General features: G+C 27.7%; 17 protein-coding genes. 13 read left to right on the top strand and 4 right to left on the bottom strand.

Translation table 11 applies throughout. The features are described 5' to 3' along the window. The 3 genes from AABJ49_RS03395 to AABJ49_RS03385 are packed head-to-tail and all read left to right on the top strand — an operon-like array spanning position 1 to position 3,099. Positions 1–984, top strand: coding sequence for a UDP-glucuronic acid decarboxylase family protein (locus AABJ49_RS03395; RefSeq protein WP_338376109.1), 984 nt, complete (start codon positions 1–3; stop codon positions 982–984). Positions 985–988: 4 nt separating this feature from the next. After that, on the top strand, positions 989–2,347 hold the full coding sequence (locus AABJ49_RS03390) for an undecaprenyl-phosphate glucose phosphotransferase (protein WP_338376108.1): 1,359 nt from the start codon (positions 989–991) through the stop codon (positions 2,345–2,347). Then, entirely contained in the window at positions 2,347–3,099 is a 753-nt protein-coding gene (locus AABJ49_RS03385; RefSeq protein WP_338376107.1) for a glycosyltransferase family 2 protein, read from the top strand. The genes AABJ49_RS03390 and AABJ49_RS03385 overlap by 1 nt, the downstream gene beginning before the upstream one ends. Here AABJ49_RS03385 and AABJ49_RS03380 read toward each other — a convergent pair. Then, complete coding sequence (locus tag AABJ49_RS03380; RefSeq protein ID WP_338376106.1) at positions 3,096–4,406, bottom strand: phenylacetate--CoA ligase family protein; 1,311 nt, start codon at positions 4,404–4,406, stop codon at positions 3,096–3,098. The genes AABJ49_RS03385 and AABJ49_RS03380 overlap by 4 nt on opposite strands. A 150-nt stretch (positions 4,407–4,556) precedes the next feature. Between AABJ49_RS03380 and purD the strand changes: the two genes are divergently transcribed. After that, entirely contained in the window at positions 4,557–5,831 is a 1,275-nt protein-coding gene (gene purD, locus AABJ49_RS03375) for a phosphoribosylamine--glycine ligase (protein ID WP_338376105.1), read from the top strand. On the opposite strand, the gene AABJ49_RS03370 is transcribed toward purD, so the two are convergent. Further along, positions 5,823–6,053 (bottom strand): uracil phosphoribosyltransferase, encoded by a 231-nt coding sequence (locus AABJ49_RS03370; protein ID WP_338376104.1) that lies wholly within the window; start codon positions 6,051–6,053, stop codon positions 5,823–5,825. The two genes, purD and AABJ49_RS03370, sit on opposite strands and share 9 nt — an antisense overlap. Before the next feature lie 47 nt (positions 6,054–6,100). On the opposite strand from AABJ49_RS03370, the gene AABJ49_RS03365 reads away from it, so the two are divergent. Then, a complete protein-coding gene (locus tag AABJ49_RS03365; RefSeq protein ID WP_338376103.1) occupies positions 6,101–7,030 on the top strand; it encodes a DUF6427 family protein in 930 nt (309 codons plus the stop codon). Here the strand turns inward: AABJ49_RS03365 and upp are convergent. Beyond that, positions 7,025–7,678: a uracil phosphoribosyltransferase gene (gene upp, locus AABJ49_RS03360; protein ID WP_338376102.1), complete on the bottom strand. Its 654-nt coding sequence runs from the start codon at positions 7,676–7,678 to the stop codon at positions 7,025–7,027. The two genes, AABJ49_RS03365 and upp, sit on opposite strands and share 6 nt — an antisense overlap. A gap of 74 nt (positions 7,679–7,752) precedes the next feature. On the opposite strand from upp, the gene AABJ49_RS03355 reads away from it, so the two are divergent. Further along, positions 7,753–8,358, top strand: a complete 606-nt coding sequence (locus AABJ49_RS03355; protein ID WP_338376101.1) for a DUF4254 domain-containing protein — start codon at positions 7,753–7,755, stop codon at positions 8,356–8,358. Positions 8,359–8,369: 11 nt separating this feature from the next. Continuing rightward, positions 8,370–9,407, top strand: coding sequence for a glycosyltransferase family 9 protein (locus AABJ49_RS03350; RefSeq protein ID WP_338376100.1), 1,038 nt, complete (start codon positions 8,370–8,372; stop codon positions 9,405–9,407). 46 nt (positions 9,408–9,453) lie between these two features. On the opposite strand, the gene AABJ49_RS03345 is transcribed toward AABJ49_RS03350, so the two are convergent. Beyond that, the gene (locus AABJ49_RS03345; protein WP_338376099.1) at positions 9,454–10,506 is read right to left on the bottom strand and encodes a ferredoxin--NADP reductase; all 1,053 of its coding nucleotides are present in this window, start codon (positions 10,504–10,506) and stop codon (positions 9,454–9,456) included. Between the two features lie 139 nt (positions 10,507–10,645). Between AABJ49_RS03345 and AABJ49_RS03340 the strand changes: the two genes are divergently transcribed. From AABJ49_RS03340 to AABJ49_RS03315, 6 genes are read left to right on the top strand one after another with little or no spacing between them, the layout of a single operon-like run. After that, positions 10,646–10,981 carry a helix-turn-helix transcriptional regulator gene (locus tag AABJ49_RS03340; RefSeq protein WP_338376098.1) on the top strand — a complete coding sequence of 112 codons (336 nt, stop codon included), beginning with the start codon at positions 10,646–10,648 and terminating at the stop codon, positions 10,979–10,981. Position 10,982: 1 nt separating this feature from the next. Then, positions 10,983–11,618, top strand: a complete 636-nt coding sequence (locus AABJ49_RS03335; RefSeq protein WP_338376097.1) for a hypothetical protein — start codon at positions 10,983–10,985, stop codon at positions 11,616–11,618. Continuing rightward, positions 11,615–12,289 (top strand): hypothetical protein, encoded by a 675-nt coding sequence (locus AABJ49_RS03330; RefSeq protein WP_338376096.1) that lies wholly within the window; start codon positions 11,615–11,617, stop codon positions 12,287–12,289. Before AABJ49_RS03335 ends, AABJ49_RS03330 begins: the two co-directional genes overlap by 4 nt. Continuing rightward, positions 12,290–12,904, top strand: a complete 615-nt coding sequence (locus AABJ49_RS03325; RefSeq protein WP_338376095.1) for a hypothetical protein — start codon at positions 12,290–12,292, stop codon at positions 12,902–12,904. Next, positions 12,901–13,596: a hypothetical protein gene (locus AABJ49_RS03320; RefSeq protein ID WP_338376094.1), complete on the top strand. Its 696-nt coding sequence runs from the start codon at positions 12,901–12,903 to the stop codon at positions 13,594–13,596. Before AABJ49_RS03325 ends, AABJ49_RS03320 begins: the two co-directional genes overlap by 4 nt. 3 nt (positions 13,597–13,599) lie before the next feature. Beyond that, positions 13,600–14,793: a hypothetical protein gene (locus tag AABJ49_RS03315; RefSeq protein ID WP_338376093.1), complete on the top strand. Its 1,194-nt coding sequence runs from the start codon at positions 13,600–13,602 to the stop codon at positions 14,791–14,793. The last annotated feature ends 12 nt before the right edge of the window (positions 14,794–14,805 follow it).

Raw genomic sequence — 14,805 nt, 5'->3', positions numbered from 1 at the left:
ATGAAGAGAATATTAATTACCGGAGCAGCTGGTTTTTTAGGATCACATTTATGTGACAGATTTATAAAAGAAGGATATTTCGTTATAGGTATGGATAACCTTATAACAGGAGATTTAAAAAATATTGAACACCTATTTAAAAATGAAAATTTTGAATTTTATCATCACGATATTACAAAATTTGTACATATTCCAGGAAAACTAGATTATATCTTGCATTTTGCATCACCTGCAAGCCCAATTGATTATTTAAAAATTCCAATCCAAACATTAAAGGTAGGTTCATTAGGAACTCACAATCTTTTAGGGTTAGCGCGCGTAAAAAACGCAAGAATTCTTATTGCTTCTACTTCAGAAATTTATGGAGACCCGTTAGTTCATCCACAAACAGAAGAATATTATGGAAACGTAAACACTATTGGTCCAAGAGGTGTGTATGATGAAGCAAAACGTTTTCAAGAGTCAATAACAATGGCTTATCACACTTTTCATGGTGTAGAAACTAGAATTGTCAGAATTTTTAACACTTACGGTCCAAGGATGCGATTAAATGATGGTCGTGTAATACCAGCTTTCATTGGACAAGCTTTACGTGGAGAAGATTTAACTATTTTTGGAGACGGAAGTCAAACCAGATCTTTTTGTTATGTTGACGATCAAGTAGAGGGAATTTATAGATTGTTATTATCAGATTATCATTTACCAGTTAATATTGGAAACCCTGACGAAATCACTATAAAAGATTTTGCCGACGAAATCATAAAATTGACAGGTACAAATCAGAAAGTAGTATATCATCCCTTACCTATGAACGATCCTTTACAAAGACAACCAGACACAACTAAAGCAAAAGAAATTTTAGGCTGGGAAGCAAAAGTTTCTAGAGAAGAAGGAATGAAAATAACGTACGATTATTTTAAATCTTTATCAAAAGAAGAATTGATGAAAGAAGAACATAAAGATTTTACAAAATACATTCACTAATTCCATGAACAAAGGAAGATATTCAAAATATATAAGACCTCTAAGTATCTTATTGGATATAGTTACCTTGTTGGTATTGTTTCCTAATTTTTTTAAGGGATTAAATGTTAATAATTTGCACTTTGGATTATTTCTTTTTATCTCTTGGGTAATTGTGTCTTTTTTTACAAAATTTTATGAAGTTTTTAGATACACTACTCCAGTTGAAATTATTACCAAAATTGTTAAACAAGCAGTTTTTTTTGGATTATTAATTATCGCTTTTTTTCCCTTTCATAAACAGGCAATATTTAGTGGAAAAGCAATTTCTATTTACTTACTAGTTCTTTTTTTAATAATAATTCTTTTCAAAACTTTATTGTTTTATTATCTAAAAAAATATAGATTATCTACTGGTAATAATTTTAGAAATGTAATTATCTTAGGTTTTTCAGAAGAAGCAATGAATCTTAAAAACATATTTCATTCAAGAGATGATTATGGATATCGATTTAAAGGGTTTTTCTCAGATAAAATAAAAAACAATGAAATTATTGGCAAAACGGCAGAGATTCCAACATTTTGTCTTGAAAATAATATAGATGAAATTTATTGTTCTCTTGATGAAATAACTAATGACCAAATGAAAGAATTAGTTGAATTTTCTGACGAAAATAAAATTGAAATTAAGTTCATTCCTGATTCTACAGCTATTTTTTCTAAAAATTTTAGAACAAATTATTATGATTTATTTCCAGTATTAACTTTACAAAAAACACCTTTACACCATCCAAGTATTCAAATAATTAAAAGAGTATTTGATGTAATATTTGCTCTAATTGTATTTGTAGGAGTTCTATCTTGGTTAACACCCCTTTTGGCAGTCTTAATAAAATTAGAATCAAAAGGGCCAGTTTTTTTTAAACAAAGTCGACCAGGAATTAATGAAGAAGAGTTTATTTGTTACAAATTTCGTTCGATGCAATTAAACGGGCTTACAGAAACAGAAGCTTCTAAAAATGACCCTAGAGTTACTAAAATAGGTAGATTTATAAGAAAAACGAGTATTGACGAAATTCCTCAATTTTATAATGTTTTAAAAGGAGAAATGTCTGTCGTTGGACCAAGACCTCATTTGTGGTCACAAAACGTTGCTTATGGTAATAAGGTTAAAAAATATATGGTTAGGCATTATGTAAAACCAGGAGTAACTGGCCTAGCTCAAGTAAAAGGTTTTAGAGGTGAAATTGAAACGGATGACGACATGATAAATAGAATTAAATTTGATGTGTTTTATATTGAAAATTGGTCGTTTATCATGGATATAAAAATAATCATTCAAACAGTCGTAAATATTTTCAAAGGAGAAGAAAAAGCCTACTAATGAACGATTTAGTCTCCATAGTTACACCAACATTCAATTCAGCAAAATATATTTCTGCAACCATTCAATCGGTACAAAAACAGACCTATCAAAACTGGGAAATGATTTTAGTTGACGATTGTTCTTCTGACAATACAATTGAATTAATAAAAGATTTTATTACCAAAGACAAAAGAATACAACTTCATCAATTAGAAACAAATTCTGGTCCAGCAGTAGCTCGAAATAAAGGAATTGAAAACGCTTCTGGAAAATATATGACGTTTTTAGACGCAGATGACATTTGGTTTGAGGATTTTGTCGAAAATAGCATCAAAACCATTCAAGAAACGGGAATTCATTTTGTGTTTTCATCCTATAAACGTTCAGATGAAAATTTAAATTTTATTTATTCTGATTTTATTGTGCCTCAAAAAGTAACTTATACAGACATTCTAAAATCAAATTCAATAAGTTGTTTAACGGCTTTTTTAGATATTGAAACGTTAGGTAAAAAAACAATGCCTTTGATTAGAAAACGTCAAGATATGGGTTTGTGGCTGCAATATCTAAAAGAAATTCCTTTTGCATACGGAATTCAAGAACCAAAAGCCATTTATAGAATTAGAGAAAATTCACTTTCCAGAAAAAAATCAAATCTTTTAAAATATCAATGGCAATTTTATAGAGAAGTTGAAAAATTAAATGTTTTACAATCTACTTATTACATGTTGCATTGGATGTATCGCGGTTTTATGAAGTATAGAAATTAAAACATAGATTGAAACTGCTTTAATTTTCCATGTTTACTTCTTTCTAAAAAGTCTTTTCTAGTAAAAACAAATTTTAAATTAGGTTCTAAATACAACTCAATAGCACTTTCAATTTTCTTAATTTGGGATGAAGTTAAATCAACTTCACTTACATATTCAATTTCAAACGAATCAATTTGGGTTTGTTTAACAACAAATTCTTTAACATTTCCATCATCTTCAATTATACTTTTGGTGACATAATAAAACGTTAATCCTGGTGATTTTTTGCCGCTTGGTAAAACAGCAATATCATTTGTACGACCAATTAATTTTTTAAGAATAGGTTTTCTACAAGTACTTTTTTCATCTAAAGCTCCAACATCACCAATTTCATATCTAATAAAAGGATGTGCTTTGTTGTATAAAGAGGTAATCACAATTTTCCCTTCTTTTCCATTTGAAACGGGTTGATTATTGTCGTCTAAAATTTCAACAAAAAGAGTTTCAGAATTAACTTGCCATTCGTTTTTTGTATTTTCAAAAGCTATTAAATCCAATTCAGAAGCACCATATTCATTCACAATTGGAACACCAAATTGATTTTCCATTAGTATTTTATCTTCTTCAAAAAGCATTTCAGAAGTTACCAAACAAACTTTTAAGGTTGGACAAATATCTTTTAAAACAATGTTTTTTTGTTTAAGAAATTTAGCAAATAAAACAATCGAACTGGTATAACCATTGATATAATCAAATTTTGATTTCTGAAATTTTTTCAAAACATTTTCTAAAACTTCATCAGACAAATCAAAAATGGAAAAACGAAAACGATTACTCAAAAAATCTTTTAAACGTTCTTTTTTATTACCAATAAAATCCAAAGGAATTCCATAAAAACGAGCTTGATAACTTGAATTAAAATCAATGCCATACCAACCAAAACGATAAATTATAGAAGCCCAAGTCAATGCATGACATTCTTTATCTTTTGCAAAAACAAAAGGATCACCACTTGAACCAGAAGTTTTATTTACAAAAACTTTTTTAGGTGAATAACCAATTGAAAGTCTTTCCCGTAAAGGATGCTGTAAGTCTTTCTTACTTAAAACGGGTAAATCATTCCAGTTTTTAATTTCAGATTTTCCAACAAGGTTTTTATAAAATAAATTATTTTGAAGATGAAAACTCAAAATTTCATTTCGTTTTTCTAAGACATAAGTTTCAAATTTTTCATCAGAAATAGCTATAATTTTTTCAAATTCAGCTTTAGCTTTCGTTATCGGAAAACCATTTATTTTTAATGAAAAATCAAATAATTTGAACACGTTTTGTAAATTTTATCAAAAATAAGAAAACTAAAACTTTTTAAACGAAAATTATATTTTAAAAACAAAACAAAGTATTTTTGCCAAAACAACTAAACAGAACTAATTAAGATGAGAATCTGAAACAAGTTCAGATTAAACACAACAAAAATGAATATTTTACTATTAGGTTCAGGAGGAAGAGAGCATGCTTTAGCTTGGAAAATGTTACAAAGCGATAAATGTCAAAATTTATATGTAGCACCAGGAAATGCGGGAACAAGTCAAATTGCAACAAACATTGAATTAAATCCGAATGATTTTGAAGCTGTTAAAAACACTGTTCTTCAAAATAAAATCAACATGGTTGTTGTTGGACCTGAAGATCCATTAGTAAATGGAATTTATGATTTTTTCCAAAATGATGCTGACTTAAATCATATTCCAGTAATTGGTCCATCTAAAAAAGGGGCACAATTAGAAGGAAGTAAAGAGTTTGCTAAAGAATTTTTAGTAAAAAATAATATTCCAACTGCTAGATATGAAAGTTTCACAGCAGAAACAGTAGAAAAAGGTTGTAAATTTTTAGAAACTCTTGAAGCTCCTTATGTTTTAAAAGCAGACGGATTAGCAGCTGGTAAAGGTGTTTTAATCTTAAATGATTTAGAAGAGGCTAAAACCGAATTAAGAAGCATGTTAGTTGATGCTAAATTTGGAAGTGCAAGTTCAAAAGTAGTTATTGAAGAATTTTTAGACGGAATTGAATTAAGTTGTTTTGTGTTGACAGATGGAAAAAATTATAAAATTCTTCCAACAGCGAAAGATTACAAAAGAATTGGCGAAGGAGATACAGGTTTAAATACTGGTGGAATGGGAGCCGTTTCTCCGGTTCCGTTTGCAGATACAGTTTTATTAGAAAAAATTGAAACTAGAATTGTAAAACCTACGATACAAGGTTTGCAAAATGATAATATTGACTACAAAGGATTCGTTTTTATTGGATTAATCAATGTAAAAGGAGAACCTATGGTTATTGAATACAATGTTAGAATGGGAGATCCAGAAACGGAAGTAGTTATGCCTAGGTTAAAAAGTGATTTAGTCGAAGTTTTTGATGCAATTGCTAAGCAAGAGTTAGATCAAATCACCTTAGATATTGATGAGAGAAGTGCAACGACAATTATGGTTGTTTCAGGTGGTTATCCTGAAGATTATGAAAAAGGTAAAGAGATTTCAGGTTTAGAAACTATTGAAGATTCATTAGTTTTTCATGCAGGAACTAAATTGGAAAATGGAAAAGTAGTTTCAAACGGAGGAAGAGTTTTAGCTGTTACTTCTTACGGTAGTTCGTTTGATGAAGCCATAAAAAAATCTTATCAAAACATAAATAAATTACATTTTGATAAGATGAATTATCGAAAAGATATAGGATTTGATTTAACCTAAAAACGAATGAGCAGTTGTATCATCTTCATCTTCACCATTGTTTTTGAAGATGTTTAATTGCTTAGTCCAATAAACTGTAGCAACGATACAAACAATAATAAATACCCAATTTAAAATGTTTGCTAACCACCAATTTGTTAATTCTAATTCTCTTAACCAATCTAAAGGTAGAAATAAAAAATCAACGAATAAACTCTGAATTCCTTCAAAAAATGCTTTCATTTTTTTAATAGTGTTATATTTACATCACAAAAGTATAAAATATCTTTATGATAGCAAGTGTTTTTAGTAAAACAAGACCAATAAATTATCTAATATTAGGAATTATATCATTTTTCTTATATGGATTATACCAATTTAAGGAAACAAGTTGGACAAATGACGGTTGGTTAATCGGTCAAAAGATAGGGTTGTTTCTTATTTTAGTAGCATCTTATTTTCTACTTAATTTTTTGACATTAAAAAATAATTTAACAAAATCAAATAATTATGCAATTCTGTTGTTTTCTGTTTTTTTGATTTTTTTTCCATTAATTTTCAAATCACCCAATGTTTTAATTGCTAATTTTTTATTGTTGTTGGCATTAAGAAGATTAATCGCTTTGCAAAATTTGAAGAACACGAAGGAGAAAATATTTGATGCTTCATTTTGGATATTTGTTGCAGCTTTATTTCATTTTTGGTGTATTTCTTTTATCATTTTAGTTTTCATTTCAATAATTTTTCACGTTTCAGGAAATTATAAAAACTGGATTATTCCCATTTTAGCTTTTTTTGCAGTTGCAATGCTGAGTATCTTATTGGATTTAATTTTACATAATGACTTATTAGCTGACATCTATAATGAAATAAACATTAGTTTTAACTTCAGTTATTTTGAAAGTATTTATCAAAATATTGCTTTGGCTATTTTTAGTTCGGTGGCTTTATTATTCTTTTCAACGCAAATTACAGAAGTTCAAAACAAACCTCTAAATCAACAAGCTACTTATAAAAAGATATTGTTTGGGTTTATATTAGGAGTAGTAATTTATATTTTATCAGATCACAAAAACAATAGTTACTTAATATTCAGTTTGGCACCATTATCAATATTAGGAGCTAACTTTATTGAGAAAATTAAAACCAATTGGATGAAAGAAACTACAGTTTATTTGCTAGTATTAGTTTCGTTGACATTGTTTCTTTTACAGTTATAACTTACTTCCGTATGCTAAATCACCGGCATCACCTAAACCTGGAACAATATAGTTTTTCTCGTTTAATTTTTCATCGCAAGCAGCAACCCATAAATGACAATTTTCAGGAAGATTTTCTTCTAAATAAGCAATTCCTTCTGGAGCAGCAATAACAACTGCAATATGAATTTCTTTAGGTGTTTCCTCAACAATTAACTTATTAAAAACAGCAACAATCGATTGACCAGTTGCCAACATAGGATCTATTAAAATCAGATTTTTATCCTGAAAAGATGGAGCTGCTTGATACTCAACTAAAATTTCAAAGTCATCGTCGTTATTATAGTGATGTCTGTAAGCTGAAACAAAACCGTTTTCCGCATCATCATAAAAGTTCATAAAACCTTGATGTAAGGCTAAACCAGCTCTCAAAATCGAACACAAAACCACATTATCTGCAACAGTTGTTGTTTCTTTAATTCCTAAAGGAGTTTGAACCTTAATATCTTTATATTCTAAAGTTTTACTTAATTCATAAGCCATAATTTCACCAATTCTTTCAATATTTTTTCTAAAACGCATGCTGTCTTTTTGAATAGCGACATCTCTTAATTGCGTTAAAAAATGATTTAGAATACTGTTTTCTTCAGAGATATAATGAATGTGCATTGGAATATTATTTAGATTTTGAGGATAAAAGTATAAAAATTCTCTATTTTTGTACAAATTAACACCATATATTTATGTTTGCGAAATTTGCATTTACCATTTTTGAAAAAAGTATCAATGATTATCATGTTCATGATAGTGTAGATCAACCGATTAATAATCCTTATCCAAAAGACCAAATTGAGCATTTGTTATATGCAAAAAATTGGGTAGATACAGTGCAATGGCATTATGAAGATATTATTCGTGACCCTCAAATTGATCCCGTTGCAGCATTAACTTTAAAAAGAAAAATTGATGCTTCTAACCAAGTTCGTACAGATATGGTTGAATATATTGATAGTTATTTTCTTCAAAAATATAGTGAAGTAAAAGTAAAATCTGATGCAAAAATCAATACAGAAAGTCCAGCTTGGGCAATAGATCGTTTGTCTATTTTGGCTTTGAAAATTTATCATATGAATGAAGAAGCTACAAGAACTGAAGCTTCAGCTGAACACAGAGCCAAATGTCAAGAAAAATTAAATGTTCTTTTAGACCAAAAAAGCGATATGTTTTCTTCAATTGATCAATTAATGGTTGATTTTGAAAATGGTGATAAATTCATGAAAGTGTACAAACAAATGAAAATGTACAATGATGATGAATTAAATCCTGTTTTATATCAGAATAAGAAATAAGCATTTTTTAAATGCCAAAAACCAAACACATATTAATAATAAGGCTCTCAGCTATGGGTGATGTCGCAATGACTGTTCCCGTGTTGAGAGCTTTTTCTATTCAAAATCCTGAGGTAAAAATTACGGTCGTTTCTCGTCCTTTTTATAAACCTTTTTTTGATACGATTCCAAATATTACTTTTTTTGGAGTTGATTTAAAGAAAAGACACAAAGGATTTATAGGATTGCTTCGTTTGTTTTCCGATTTAAAAAAGTATGAAATTACACATGTAGCGGATTTACATAATGTGTTACGTTCAAAAGTAGTTCGTAATTTTTTTGTTATTAATGGTAAGAAAGTAGCAGCAACAGACAAAGGAAGAGTAGAAAAAAAAGCATTAACACGCGCAGAAAACAAAATCTTTGAACCTACAAAATCAATGTTTGAAAGACATGTAAATACGTTTAACAAATTAGGTTTTCAAATAGATTTATCACATCCAAATTTTCCTGAAAAAGCGGTTTTATCTACAACTATTTTGAGTAAAATTGGAGAAGTTTCTGAAATGAAATTAATTGGAATTGCACCTTTTGCACAATATGATAGTAAAGTTTATCCTTTAGATTTAATGCAAAATGTTATTGACGAATTGGCAAAATATCCAAATCAGAAAATCCTACTTTTTGGTGGTGGAGAAATGGAAATTCAAAAATTAAATCAACTTCAAAACAATCATCATAACGTAGTTGTTGTAGCAGGAAATATCTATTTTCAAGAAGAATTAGAATTGATTTCTAATTTAGATGTCATGCTTTCAATGGATTCTGGAAACGCACATATTGCTGCAATGTTGGGAGTAAAAGTTATTACACTTTGGGGAGCAACCCATCCTTTTGCAGGATTTAAACCGTTTAATCAACCTATGGAAAATTGTTTGGTTTCAGATAGATCAAAATATCCATTATTGCCAACATCTGTTTATGGAAATAAAATTGTTCCAGGTTATAAAGATGTGATGCGAACTATTTTACCAGAAGAGATTGTAAAAAAAATAAATTCCAATCTTTAAAGGATAAAAATTGGAATTTGGAATTTACTTTTTGGAATTTCAAAAATTAAACATCATCATAATCCACAAAAATCTCTGCAGATGTTGGATGAGCTTGACATGTTAGAATTAAACCATCTGCAATTTCTTTGTCAGTTAAAATGGTATTTTTCTTCATTTCGGCAGTTCCTTTTGAAATTTTGGCAATACAACTGCTGCAAATTCCACCTTGACAAGAATAAGGAGCGTCTAAACCTTGTTTCAAAGCAGCTTCTAATAAGGTTTGTTTTTGACTCATTTCAAAACTTGCTTCATCACCATCGACTAAAACCGTGATTTTTGTGTGACCTTCATGCGAAATTACAGCATCATTTTCAGTAGTTGGAGTTGAAAATAATTCAAATTTGATGTCTTTTTCAACAACATTATTTTCTTTCAAAGTATCAGAGACCAAGTTAATCATGTCTTCTGGACCACATAAATAGAATTTAGAAAACTCTTTTTGCGAGTGTTTATTTTTTAATACAAAATTCACAGCTGATTTATCAATTCTACCAAAAATTTCTCCATCAACATTAATTTTACTGTATACATAATGCACAAATAAACGTCCAACATATTGCAGTTGTAAATCATGTAATTGTTTGTGAAAGATAGTTTCTTCCTCATTTTTATTTCCATAAACCAATACAAAAGTACTGTTAGGCTCTTCTTCTAAAACGGTTTGAAGTATTGAAATAACTGGAGTAATTCCGCTTCCAGCTACAAAAGCAGCATAGTTTTTTTGTTTGTCGAATTTTGGTTCAAAAGTGAATTTTCCTTCAGGAGTTCCCACTTCCAATAAACCTCCAACTTTTAAACTTTCATTGGCAAATTTCGAGAAGAAACCATCTTTTACAGCTTTCACAGCTACTCTCAACTCACCACTTTTGGGACTACTACAAATAGAATAAGCTCTACGAATTTCTTGTCCATCTAACGTTAATTTTAACGTAACATATTGACCAGCAACAAATTGGTAATTTGACTTTAATTCTTCGGGAACATTAAATAAAATTGAAACTGCATTTGGAGTTTCTCTTTTAATTTCTTTTATAGCTAATTTATAGAATGCTGACATGTTGGTTTCTTTTTTACAAAAATACTATTTCTAAAGAAAATAGAGAAAAGATAAAAGAAAAAAGAATTTGAAAAAATTATACATAAGATTCTAATGTATAAGAATATTATGTATGTTTGTAGTATAAAATTTCAATCTAATGAAAAACTCACAATTATATAAAGGAAGTTTGAACACCATAATCATGAAGCTGTTAGAAGAAAACGGCAGAATGTATGGTTATGAAATCACTCAAAAAGTAAAGGAAATCACCAAAGGAGAATTAAACATCACTGAAGGAGCTCTGTATCCAGCTTTACATAAGTTAGAAGCAGAAGATTTATTAGATGTTGAAGTAGAAAAAGTAGATAATCGATTAAGAAAATACTATAAATTAACCGAAAAAGGCACAAAAGAAACGGTTAATCGTTTATCTGAATTAGAAGAATTCATTAAAAATATGCAAACTATTGTTAATCCTAAATTGAGTTATTAAGATGAAATTGACAGAAGAACAAATAGATTTAATTGATGCTTATTTAGTAAAAAAAGGCATTAAATATTTAGATGTAAAATTAGAAATAGTTGATCATATTGCTATTGAAATAGAAGAAAAAATGCAGAATGAAAACCTAAATTTTAATGATGCTTTACTACTTGTTATGAAAAATTGGCAATATCAATTTAATGATAGTAGAAGCCTTTGGACAGGAATAGCAATTGTTTATCCAAAAATAGTATTAGATAAAATGTTACTAAAAACAAAAAAATTTGGTATTTATTCTTTCGTTTTTATAGTTATTGGACTTTTTTTATATATGATTTTTCATAATGATTTAAATAAAGTATTACAAGATTTTTCTGTTGTGATAGAATCTTTATGTGTTTTGTTAATAGCGATAATTATAACTTTAATTATTCTTATTAATATTAAAAGGCAGCCAACAACATTTAGTTTTTTTGTTAATCAATCAGCAGCTATAATTCCTATAGGATTCATTGTTTTATTATTAGATAAAGAAGTTGTTCAATTACAATTTTTATATATTCTTTTAATGTTTTTTCAATTTACAATTGCATTGAAAAACTATTTTTCACATATTAAATTCATTAAAAAATATCATTTAACATGAAACTAAGCTACGAACAAATTCAACACATAGAAAACTATATCAACAAAAATGACATAAAATACTATGAAGTGTACATGGAAATTTTGGATCACATGATTTTGAGCGTGGAAGACATTTTGGAAAAGGATAAAGAAATTTCTTTTGAAGATGCTGTTGTAAAAGCAAAAGTTGAAGGTTTTGGCAAAAAAGGGTTTAGAGGAATGATGGAAGAAAAACAAAAAATGGCTCAAAAACAAGCTTCTAAAAACAATTTCAAAAGAATTAAGGAATACTTTACGTTTCCAAAAATAGTATTGACAGCTTGTGTGTTTACTTTGTATTACATTTTTTTATCATTTTTTGAAAACCCTGCTAAACCAAATTATCTAGCTGTTTTAATGATTGGTGTAATAGCTATTTCCCAAATTGCTTATTCTTGGAAATATAAAAAGATTAATAAATTACACGTATTAAAAACACAAACACTCAACAGTCTATATTTTGGTGCTTTTTTAGGCACACAAATCACTCAAGTTTACACAAATTTAGGAAAAGAGTCTATTGATTTTAATCATATTTTAATGCGTTTATTTATGACTTTAGTATTTACTTTTTCATTTATATCTTTATTAGTTTACGTAGAAATCAGAAAGAAAACAGTTGATGAATTAAAAACTCAAATTTTTGTTTAAATGAAAATCAGTAAAGAAAACATAAAATTTATAGATAATTATCTGAAAAAGAATGATGTTATTTATTATGACATTCGCATGGAAATGCTTGATCATATTTTAAATGGAATTGAACAAGAAATGAAAGAGAAAAACATTGGATTTTATGATGCTTTTAAAATTTATATGCCAGTTCATAAAGCAGAAATATTAAAAGCTAATAAGCAATCTTTAATAGATGCAACTAGACCTTTTTTGAATTCTTTGATGAATTCTTACAATCTTTTGGTTGTTATTTTTGCTATATTGCTTTGCACTATTTTCAAGGAAAATATAATTGCACTCAATTCTGTTTTTTGGATTTTAATGCTTTTATATTTAATTATTAGAACTGTTATTTATTTTATTAATTCAAGAAAAAGATATTTTGTTCTTGAGAAATCAGGCTTTGTATTAAATTTCATTTATTTTATTAATCTGATATTAAATGGCTTTGGAAATTCCTTTTTTGGAGAATTTCATGGTAAAATTTATACCGTTGGTTTAGTAATATTTCTAAGTATTTCTTTTTTCATTTATTACATAAACACAATAATTAAGTTTAATAAATCTAATAAAATGCTTTTAGTAAAATGAAACTAAATGAACAACAAATAGAACGTTTATACCAATTCACAAGGCAACATTATGTAGAATGGTATGATTTACAAACCGAATTAGTAGATCATTTAGCCAATGCAATTGAAGTACAATGGCAACAAAACTCAAAATTATCTTTTGAAGATGCTTTGCAAGTAGAGTTCAAGAAATTTGGTGTTTTTGGCTTTATGGATGTTGTTGAAAAAAGACAAGCAGCTTTAGGAAAGCAATACAATAAACTAGTTTGGAATCATTTTAAAGAATTTTTTTCGATTCCAAAAATCATTGGAACAGCATCAGTTTTTCTATTTTTAGTCGTATTGATGCTAAAATATCAATTTGCCAATATTATAATTATTACATTATTCATTGTTTCAGGAATTATCTTCTTTATGGGAATGATTAAATTGTCAAGGAAAAATAAAAAACAAACTAAAATTTCTGGAAAAAAATGGCTTTATAAAGACATAATATATGGTTTTGGAACTTTTGGAGGTTTAAGTTATTTACCTATCCAAATAGCACTTCAACTATATGATAAGTTAAGTTATTTTAATTTAGTTTCTTCAGTTTTAATAAGCGCTACAGTTGTCTCGTTTTTACTTTTTAATTATGTCATTTTATTTATTATTCCATCAAAAGCAGAACATTATCTCAAAAAAACATATCCAGAATATGAATTAGCCTAAACAATGAATAATAGAATATATAAAACAGCAAAATTTTGGAGAGTCATTTCTTATGTACTTGTTCCAATTTTAGCACTTCCTTTTTTGTGTTTATTAATACTTCCTTTTATATCAGAAATCGTTAGTTTTAATTTAGATTTGAATGTATATAAATGGTTTTTCTTTCCGTTCTCATTTATAATGATATTTGTAATTATAGTTATTTTTGATAACACTATTAGAGGTAAATTTGTTATTAGCAGTAATAAAGTATACACAATTGGTTTATTTAATAACAAACAAATATATTTTAATGAAATAAGTGGTTATAGAAAATCAGAAAACTTTATTTTTATTGAATCAAAAATCAACAGCACCAAAATAAAAGTAAGCAACTATTATGAAAACGGAAATGAAATTCGTGAATGGCTTGAATCAAATTATGACAATTTAGACCAGATTCAGCAAAAAGAAAATTTGGATGAAATTTTGAAAGAAAATCAATTTGGTTGGAATGCTGAAGAAAGAGAAAAAAAATTAAAAAAAGCAAAAAAAACTGCTAAAATTATAAATTGGTTAGGTGGCTTAATCACAATAGGCACAATTCTACTTCTAAATTCCTTTAAACTTGTAATATTAATCTGTGTTGCATACCCTATTATTTGCTTAGTTGTAATAATTTTTTCCAAAGGATTAATAAAAATTGACGACAGAAAAGACACTGTTTATCCAACAATATTTTGGGCTTTTTTTGCTACAAGTTCTGTTCTTCTTTTAAGAGGATTGGTTTTTTATAATATTTTTGATTATTCAAATGTTTGGTTACCTACAATTTTAATTGCATTTGGATTTATTTTAATTTTATTAATAAGTAATGATGGATATATTTTCTATAAAGCAGAAAAGATTTCATCATTGCTTATGATTTTTCTTATCATTATATTTGGATATAGTTATGGAACAGTTATTAATTTAAATTGCGTTTTAGATAATTCAAAACCAAAAATTTTTAAAACAGTCATTCTTAAAAAAACAGTTACTTCTGGCAGAAGTAAAAGTTATAATTTAAAATTAGAAAAATGGAATAATCAAAAAAAGAGCGGGCAAATTTCTGTAACAAAAGAGTTCTACGATAATACAAAAACAAATGATACAGTAACAATCAATTTGAAGAAAGGAAAATTAAATATTTCATGGTTTGAATTAGATCAAAAATGATTAATTTTTAAA

This window comes from uncultured Flavobacterium sp. (genome assembly GCF_963922255.1).
In the GTDB taxonomy this organism is placed as follows: Bacteria; Bacteroidota; Bacteroidia; order Flavobacteriales; family Flavobacteriaceae; genus Flavobacterium.
The sequence above is the reverse complement of the archived record's forward strand: the minus strand, read 5'-3'. Positions and strand labels throughout refer to the sequence as shown.

Excerpts from the sequence above, each read along its gene's own strand:
- AABJ49_RS03395 (WP_338376109.1), top strand. The coding sequence starts at position 1 with ATGAAGAGAATATTAATTACCGGAGCAGCTGGTTTTTTAGGATCACAT.
- AABJ49_RS03390 (WP_338376108.1), top strand. The coding sequence starts at position 989 with ATGAACAAAGGAAGATATTCAAAATATATAAGACCTCTAAGTATCTTA.
- AABJ49_RS03385 (WP_338376107.1), top strand. The coding sequence starts at position 2,347 with ATGAACGATTTAGTCTCCATAGTTACACCAACATTCAATTCAGCAAAA.
- purD (WP_338376105.1), top strand. The coding sequence starts at position 4,557 with ATGAATATTTTACTATTAGGTTCAGGAGGAAGAGAGCATGCTTTAGCT.
- AABJ49_RS03370 (WP_338376104.1), bottom strand. The coding sequence starts at position 6,053 with ATGAAAGCATTTTTTGAAGGAATTCAGAGTTTATTCGTTGATTTTTTA.
- AABJ49_RS03365 (WP_338376103.1), top strand. The coding sequence starts at position 6,101 with ATGATAGCAAGTGTTTTTAGTAAAACAAGACCAATAAATTATCTAATA.
- upp (WP_338376102.1), bottom strand. The coding sequence starts at position 7,678 with ATGCACATTCATTATATCTCTGAAGAAAACAGTATTCTAAATCATTTT.
- AABJ49_RS03355 (WP_338376101.1), top strand. The coding sequence starts at position 7,753 with ATGTTTGCGAAATTTGCATTTACCATTTTTGAAAAAAGTATCAATGAT.
- AABJ49_RS03350 (WP_338376100.1), top strand. The coding sequence starts at position 8,370 with ATGCCAAAAACCAAACACATATTAATAATAAGGCTCTCAGCTATGGGT.
- AABJ49_RS03345 (WP_338376099.1), bottom strand. The coding sequence starts at position 10,506 with ATGTCAGCATTCTATAAATTAGCTATAAAAGAAATTAAAAGAGAAACT.
- AABJ49_RS03340 (WP_338376098.1), top strand. The coding sequence starts at position 10,646 with ATGAAAAACTCACAATTATATAAAGGAAGTTTGAACACCATAATCATG.
- AABJ49_RS03335 (WP_338376097.1), top strand. The coding sequence starts at position 10,983 with ATGAAATTGACAGAAGAACAAATAGATTTAATTGATGCTTATTTAGTA.
- AABJ49_RS03330 (WP_338376096.1), top strand. The coding sequence starts at position 11,615 with ATGAAACTAAGCTACGAACAAATTCAACACATAGAAAACTATATCAAC.
- AABJ49_RS03325 (WP_338376095.1), top strand. The coding sequence starts at position 12,290 with ATGAAAATCAGTAAAGAAAACATAAAATTTATAGATAATTATCTGAAA.
- AABJ49_RS03320 (WP_338376094.1), top strand. The coding sequence starts at position 12,901 with ATGAAACTAAATGAACAACAAATAGAACGTTTATACCAATTCACAAGG.
- AABJ49_RS03315 (WP_338376093.1), top strand. The coding sequence starts at position 13,600 with ATGAATAATAGAATATATAAAACAGCAAAATTTTGGAGAGTCATTTCT.